The sequence below is a fragment of the Burkholderia sp. genome (assembly GCF_018375725.1).
Taxonomy (GTDB): Bacteria; Pseudomonadota; Gammaproteobacteria; order Burkholderiales; family Burkholderiaceae; genus Burkholderia.
In genome coordinates this window covers 1-7,109 of the sequence record NZ_JAHACR010000230.1, presented here as the reverse complement: position 1 = coordinate 7,109, position 7,109 = coordinate 1, and the positions used below count along the sequence as shown (strand labels likewise).

Annotated in this window: 6 protein-coding genes and 1 pseudogene; 5 read left to right on the top strand and 2 right to left on the bottom strand. The window is 65.9% G+C overall.

Translation table 11 applies throughout. The features are described from left to right. A pseudogene (locus KH616_RS19140) lies at positions 1-572 on the top strand (aldehyde dehydrogenase (NADP(+))); the annotation flags it as partial. Further along, positions 569-2,152 (top strand): UxaA family hydrolase, encoded by a 1,584-nt coding sequence (locus KH616_RS19135; RefSeq protein ID WP_292249711.1) that lies wholly within the window; start codon positions 569-571, stop codon positions 2,150-2,152. The pseudogene KH616_RS19140 and the gene KH616_RS19135, both read left to right, overlap by 4 nt. A gap of 164 nt (positions 2,153-2,316) precedes the next feature. Here the strand turns inward: KH616_RS19135 and hchA are convergent, their stop codons facing one another. Together hchA and KH616_RS19125 are read right to left on the bottom strand one after the other, a co-directional pair. Then, positions 2,317-3,198 (bottom strand): glyoxalase III HchA, encoded by an 882-nt coding sequence (hchA, locus tag KH616_RS19130; RefSeq protein WP_292249710.1) that lies wholly within the window; start codon positions 3,196-3,198, stop codon positions 2,317-2,319. Positions 3,199-3,447: 249 nt separating this feature from the next. After that, positions 3,448-4,320 carry a LysR family transcriptional regulator gene (locus KH616_RS19125; protein WP_292249709.1) on the bottom strand — a complete coding sequence of 291 codons (873 nt, stop codon included), beginning with the start codon at positions 4,318-4,320 and terminating at the stop codon, positions 3,448-3,450. Positions 4,321-4,509: 189 nt separating this feature from the next. Here KH616_RS19125 and KH616_RS19120 point away from each other — a divergent pair, with 189 nt between their 5' ends. The 3 genes from KH616_RS19120 to KH616_RS19110 form a co-directional block, all read left to right on the top strand. Continuing rightward, the gene (locus KH616_RS19120; RefSeq protein ID WP_292249713.1) at positions 4,510-5,514 is read left to right on the top strand and encodes an NAD(P)H-quinone oxidoreductase; all 1,005 of its coding nucleotides are present in this window, start codon (positions 4,510-4,512) and stop codon (positions 5,512-5,514) included. A gap of 143 nt (positions 5,515-5,657) precedes the next feature. Continuing rightward, positions 5,658-6,332: a histidine phosphatase family protein gene (locus KH616_RS19115; RefSeq protein ID WP_292249708.1), complete on the top strand. Its 675-nt coding sequence runs from the start codon at positions 5,658-5,660 to the stop codon at positions 6,330-6,332. A 25-nt stretch (positions 6,333-6,357) separates the two neighbouring features. After that, positions 6,358-7,109 (top strand): phosphotransferase family protein (locus KH616_RS19110; RefSeq protein ID WP_292249712.1); only part of this gene is annotated, 752 nt, incomplete at its 3' end.

Here is a 7,109-nt window from a genome sequence, read left to right as displayed (position 1 = left end):
GCGGCGTCGCGATGCTGCGCGCGACGCCCGGCGTCGCGTCGCTCGTCGACGTGCGGACGGATGCCGGTGTCGGCGGTCATCTGTTCAAGGCAGACGTACGCACGCTTCTCGAAGGGCAGGCGTTGCAGACGGAGGTGTTCGGCCCGTCGACGGTCGTCGTCGAGCTGGACGACGAGCGCGATTTCTACGCGTTCGCGGATGCGATGCACGGCCAGTTGACCGCGACGCTGCTGGCCGATGCCGACGAGCTGGCTCGTCACGGCGAGCTGATCGCACGGCTCGAAAACAAGGTGGGACGGCTGCTGTTCAACGGCTTTCCGACCGGCGTCGAGGTCAGCGACGCGATCGTCCACGGCGGCCCGTATCCGGCGACGACCGACGCGCGCGGCACGTCCGTCGGCAGCGCCGCGATCGAGCGCTTCCTGCGGCCGGTCTGCTATCAGAACTATCCGGATTCCGTGCTGCCGCCCGCGCTGCAGGACGCGAATCCGTGGCGCCTGCCGCGCCTGATCGACGGCGTGGCAACGCCGGCCGGAACCGTTGCCGCACAATCGACGGAGGCCGTCGCATGAGCGATATCACGCCTATCGAAGCGCCGCTCGACACCCATGCCGATGCCGGCAACACGGCGGACGGACCGGTGATCCGGCTGCATCCGGACGACGATGTCGTCATCGCGCGCAGCCAGCTCGTTGCCGGTATGCCGGTCGCACCGGATATCGTCGTGCGCGGCCTCGTTCCTGCGGGGCACAAGGTCGCCGTGCGCGGTTTGGCCGCCGGCGCGCCGATCCGCCGCTACGGACAGATCATCGGGTTTGCGACACGCGACATCGCGGCCGGGGAGCACGTCCATACGCAGAATCTCGCGAGCGGCGAATTCTCGCGCGACCATGCATTCGGTGCGGACGCCAAGCCGTCGGCAGGATCGCGGCAGCGCGCGGAATTCATGGGCATCGTACGCGCGGACGGTCGCGTGGCGACGCGCAACTATATCGGCATCCTGACCTCGGTCAATTGCTCGGCGACCGCGGCGCGCGCCATCGCCGACCATTTCCGCCGCGACGTGAACCCGCAGGCGCTCGCCGATTATCCGAACGTGGACGGCGTTGTTGCGTTGACGCACGGTCAGGGCTGCGCGCTGGACGCACAGGGGGAAGGGCTGGCGCTGTTGCGACGCACGCTCGCCGGCTACGCGCGGCATCCGAACTTCGCGGCGGTGCTTGTGGTCGGCCTCGGTTGCGAAACCAACCAGATCGACGGGCTGCTCGATGCGCACGGCCTGCATGAGGGCGCGACGCTCAAGACGATGACGATCCAGACGACGGGCGGCACGGCTCGCACGGTGGCGGCCGGCATCGAGCAGGTGAAGGCGATGCTGGCGCAGGCGAACCAGGTGCGGCGCGAACCGGTCGATGCGCGCCATCTCGTCGTCGGGCTGCAGTGCGGCGGGTCGGACGGCTATTCCGGCATCAGCGCGAACCCGGCGCTCGGCGCGGCGGTCGACCGGCTCGTCGCGCACGGCGGCACGGCGATCCTGTCGGAAACGCCGGAGATCTATGGCGCCGAGCATCTGCTGACGCGCCGCGCGGTGTCGCCGGCCGTCGGTGCGAAGCTGATCGAGCGGATTCGCTGGTGGGAGGCGTACTGCGCGCGCATGGACGCCAGCATGGACAACAATCCGTCGGCGGGCAACAAGGCGGGCGGCCTGACGACGATTCTCGAAAAATCGCTCGGCGCGGTGGCGAAGGGCGGCACGGCCAATCTGGTCGACGTGTACCGCTACGCGGAGCGGATCCAGGCATCCGGGCTCGTGTTCATGGATACGCCCGGCTACGATCCGGTGTCGGCGACCGGACAGGTTGCCGGCGGCGCGAACCTGATCTGTTTCACGACCGGGCGCGGTTCGGCGTACGGATGCGCGCCGTCGCCGTCGCTCAAGCTCGGCACGAACAGTGCGCTATGGCGACGCCAGCAGGAGGACATCGACCTGAACTGCGGCACGATCGTCGATGGGGCGCAGTCGGTCGATGAGGTCGGCGAGGCGATCTTCCGCCTGATGCTGGCGACCGCGTCCGGCCAGGCGACGAAGAGCGAGATGCATGGATACGGGCACAACGAGTTCGTGCCGTGGCAACTCGGCGCCATCGTTTAAGACCCGCTCATGCGGAGGCCTGCCGGATTGCAGGCAGCGTCCGCATGTCGGTCCGCAGGTCATGGCGACGCGTTGAGGGCCGGCCTGTTCGTACAGGCCGGCTGTACCGCCGGCCCATATCCGGCGTGTCTTTGCCGGCTACGGTGCGCGTGTCCCACGCGATGTCAATTTCCCACTTCTTTGAGAAGCGCCGCCGCTGCGAGCTTCCCGATCTGATTGGACGCAAGCGGACTGTCACCGGTGATCAGCTTCCGGTCCTGATGGCAGCGGCCGGTCATGTCCCGGTTCACGACCTTGACGCCGAGCTTCTCGAGACTTTCGCCGACGAGCCACGGCAGCGGGCCCGGCATGTAGCCGATGTCGAGATTGGCGCCTGTGTCCAGCGAATCGGGGAACACGCAGATCTCATATCCCTTGAACGCGTAATCGTCCGGATGCTCGTCGACGGCCGCCGCCAGCAGGCACGACGGGCCGTGGCACAGCGTGACGATGTGCTTGTCGTTGTCGAGCGCCCACCGGAGCGTCTCCTTGACCTCCTTGCTATGCGGAATGCTGGCCAGCGCGCCGTGGCCGCCCGGGATGAAAACCGCGATGTAGGGCGAGTCCGGGCCGAGGTTCTTTTCCAATACATCGGACAGCTTCAACGGTGTCTTCAGCTTCGGCAGATATTTCCGGTACGTGCTCTGGACCGCCTCGTCCTCGCCCGGCATGTCCCAGATTTCCAGCTTGGCAGGGTTGCCGGATATCGTCGCGATGTCGATTTCGAAGCCGGCCTTGTCCATGTGATACATCGGCAGCAGCATTTCGACCGGATGGTTGCCGGTCGAGAACATTTTGCCGTTCGTCATCAGAACGTAGCGCTCGTCGGTCGCAATCATCAGAACCTTCCACTTGCCTCCCTTGTACGCATTCGGGTAATCCGCGCCGTCGAAGTCCGTCTTCGACGACGTGTACTGCGACAGCGAGTATGGGGAAGGGAAGTAGGCGTTGTTCTCTGCAGGATCGGGCGTGGGCGTCTTGTCCATGTGCGGCTGTTCGGCGGTCATGACGGCTCCTTTCTTGGGGTCGGGTTCGGGATCGGCGAGCATTTGACGATCGGTGCGGCTTGCGCACTGGGGCATTGAGCGTCAGCGATGGGCATGCCGTCAAGCCGAATAAACCGCCACTCGGATTGGCAATGTTTGCAATGCGGTCCTGAGTCAAACGCCCGCCCGATCAGGTGAGGGGCGGCACATGCAGGCGCCGCCGGCCGCTCACGGAGACCCTCATGAACCGGTCGCATGCCTGTTCGCGGATCATCGATGCGCAGCGAATGCGAACACGATTTCGTCGATCGTCGCGCGGATGCGCGCGGTATGGCGCAGGTCGCGATGCGTGACGAGCCAGACTTCGTACGGGGCCTTTCTGACGTGCGCGGGCCAGACGCGGGCGAGCCCGTCGTGCTCGCCCATGTGCACCGGAATCTCGCCGATGCCGAGCCCGGATTTCAGTGCGGCGCGCATCATCAGGTTCGAATTCACGCGCGCGACGATACGCCCGGCATGAAAGGGCTCGCCGACGATCGTCGGCTTTCTGCTCGCCTCGACGTATGGCTGATAGACGACGAGATCGTGGCCCGCAAACGCGTCGCCCCGAGCCGGCTCACCGTGGCGGTGCAGGTAGTCGTGCGACGTAAACAAGCCCATGTCCCAGCGCGCGAGGCGGCGCGCGACCAGATCCGGATTGTCGGGCTTGACCGTGCGGATCGCGATGTCCGCTTCGCGCTTCGCGAGATTCAGAAGCTGCGTCGACGTATTCAGCGACACCGATACGTCTGGATATTTGGTATGCAGCCGCTCGAGCGACGGCATCACGAACTCGAGCGCGAGCGCATCGGTCGTGGTGAGCTTCACCTCGCCGGCGAGCCGTCGGTCGACACCTTGTGTCAGTCGGACCAGATCGTGCGCGTGTTGCTCCATCGCTTCGGCGGCGCGGAGCGCCAACTCGCCGACCGGCGTGGGCAAATAGCCTTTCGACGAGCGCAGAAACAGCGTGGCGCCCAGCATGTGCTCGAGCGTCGCAAGCCGCCGGCCGACTGTCGCCTGGTCGACGCCAAGCACCTGCGCCGCGCGGCGCAGCGTTCGTTCGCGGTGAATCGCGAGGAATACGCGGGCGTCGTCCCAATTCATGGCTTTTCCAGACTGATGCATTTTTGCATTCCCCGACCGGCAATTCGCTGCGTGCTCGTGAGGCGGCCCGCCGATAGACTGCCTCTGCATCGCGATGCCGCGATTCGTGGATGTCCCGCGAATGGGTCGTGCATCAGCCAACGTGAGGATTACATCGTGACTGACGACATGCAAGCCATCCCGACCGAAATGACCGCGATCGAAATCGTGCGTCCAGGCGGTCCGGAAGTACTCGTTCCGACGACGCGTCCGGTGCCGTCGCCCGCCCCGGACGAAGTCCTGATCCGCATTCACGCGGCCGGCGTGAACGGCCCGGACGTGTTCCAGCGCAAGGGCCTGTACGATCCGCCGCCCGGGGCTTCCGACATTCCCGGCCTCGAAATCTCCGGCGAGGTCGTCGCGGTCGGGCGCGACGTCACCCGATTCGCGATCGGTGACCGGGTGTGCGCGCTGATCCCTGGCGGCGGCTACGCGGAATATGCGGTGGCGAACGAGAGCAACACGCTGGCGATTCCCGAAGGGCTCGGCATGGCGGAAGCGGCGGCGCTGCCCGAAACGTTCATGACGGTCTGGCTGAACCTGTTTCAGCGCGGCCAGTTCAAGCGGGGCGAGACCGTGCTGATTCACGGCGGCGCGTCCGGGATCGGCACGACGGCGACGATGCTGGCGAAGGCGTTCGGTGCGTCGAACATCATCACGACGGTCGGGTCGGACGCGCAGCGGGACGCGAGCGTGCGGCTCGGTGCGGATCTCGCGATCGACTACCACTACGAGGATTTCGTCGAGGCCGTCAGGCGCTTCACGGACGGCAAGGGCGTCGATGTGATCGTCGACATCATCGCCGGGGATTACGTCGCGCGCAATTTTGCGGCGGCCGCGATGAATGGGCGCATCGTCCAGATCGGCGTGATCAACGGGCCGGCCAGGGAACTCGACCTGTTCCCGATGCTGACGAAACGGCTGACGCATATCGGATCGACGCTGCGCTCGCGGACCTACGACGAGAAGGCGCAGATCATTCGCGAACTCGAAGCGGCGGTATGGCCGCTGATCAAACAAGGCTCGATCAAACCGCAGCTCTATCGGATGTTCGATCTTCGCGACGCACGCGCCGCGCATGCGTTGATGGATTCCGGCCGTCACATCGGCAAGATCGTGCTCCGCACGCCGGCTGCGACGAGCGACGGGCGCTGACGTCATTCGAGGCCGCCCTGGCGGGCGGCGTCCGGAAGCGTCCGGAGCGATTCATGCAATGAATGCCGCACGATTCAACAAATAAATTTCAGGAATGTGCGCCGGATCGCTATGCTGGGCGCATCTGACTGGGTGAGCACACAATGGCTGAACTCTATCTGGTACGGCACGGACAGGCGTCGTTCGGTACCGAGAATTACGATCGACTGTCCGCGCTTGGCGAACAGCAAGGCGTCTGGCTCGGCGAGTACTTCGCGCGGCAGGACATCGTGTTCGACCGCGTGTTCTGCGGCACGCTGAACCGGCACGCGCAGACGGTCGATGCGATCCTGCGCGGCATGGGACGGCAGGACGTTCGCTACGATCGGCATCCGGGCCTCAACGAATACGACTTCGACGGGCTGTTCGCCGCGGCCGGACACGATTATCCGGAGATCGTGCAACTCGCCGCCGGATCGATGAAGGCGCATTTCCGGGCGCTCAGACAGGTGCTGACGCTGTGGTCGGAGGACCGGCTGCGCGGTCCGGTTCCCGAGACCTGGGCGCAGTTCCAGCGGCGCGTCGCCGACGCGCGCGCGGCGATCCGGCAGAGCGGCGGACAGCGGGTGCTGGCGGTCAGTTCGGGCGGCCCGATCGCCGTCACCCTGCAGCAGGTGCTCGCAGCACCCGCGGCGAGCGCGATCGCCCTGAACCTGCAGATTCGCAACAGCGCCATCTCGCAGTACTTCTTCAATGCCGACGCGTTCCATCTGGCGTCGTTCAACGGCATTCCGCATCTGGAAGACGCTGAACGACGGACATTCAAAACCTATGGCTGATCCACGACACGGAACCATCGTGACGATGACGAATATCCCGCAGCAACTCGATGTCGCCCGGCTGGCGCGCTATCTGGAAGACCACGTGCCGGGTTTCGAAGGGCCGGTCGAAGCCGAGAAGTTCGCCGGCGGCCAGTCGAATCCGACCTTTCTGCTGACGGCGCGCATCGGCCGGTACGTGCTGCGGCGGCAGCCGCCGGGCGAACTGCTGAAGTCCGCGCACGCGGTGGACCGCGAATACCGGATTTTGACTGCGCTGTCGGGAACCGCCGTCCCGGTCGCGCATCCGTATCACCTCTGCGTTGACCGCGACGTGATCGGCAGCCTGTTCTACGTGATGAGCTTCGAGGACGGACGGATCTTCTGGAATCCCGCGCTGCCCGACGTGCCGAAACAGGACCGCGCGGCCTGCTACGACTCCGTGTTGCAGACGATGGCCGCGCTGCACGATATCGACGTCGATGCGGTTGGCCTGTCCGACTACGGGCGGGCCGGCAACTATTTCGAGCGCCAGATCGGCGTGTGGACGAAGCAGTATCGCGCGGCGGAAACCGAGCGGCTCGATGCGATGGAGACGCTGATCGACTGGCTGCCGAATGCCTGTCCCGCCGACGCGGGTCGGCCGACGCTCGTCCACGGCGACTTCCGGATGGGTAACGTGCTCTTCGGGCCGGAGGGCGCGCGCCTGCTGCTTGACTGGGAGCTGGCGCACGCCGGCCACCCCGCCGAGGATCTGGCGTGGATGATCGTGCGGTCGTGGCGGTTCGGCGGCGGTCA

What these genes read in the sequence shown, in the direction of transcription:
- KH616_RS19135 (WP_292249711.1), top strand. Translation starts at nt 569, where the DNA reads ATGAGCGATATCACGCCTATCGAAGCGCCGCTCGACACCCATGCCGAT.
- hchA (WP_292249710.1), bottom strand. Translation starts at nt 3,198, where the DNA reads ATGACCGCCGAACAGCCGCACATGGACAAGACGCCCACGCCCGATCCT.
- KH616_RS19125 (WP_292249709.1), bottom strand. Translation starts at nt 4,320, where the DNA reads ATGAATTGGGACGACGCCCGCGTATTCCTCGCGATTCACCGCGAACGA.
- KH616_RS19120 (WP_292249713.1), top strand. Translation starts at nt 4,510, where the DNA reads ATGACCGCGATCGAAATCGTGCGTCCAGGCGGTCCGGAAGTACTCGTT.
- KH616_RS19115 (WP_292249708.1), top strand. Translation starts at nt 5,658, where the DNA reads ATGGCTGAACTCTATCTGGTACGGCACGGACAGGCGTCGTTCGGTACC.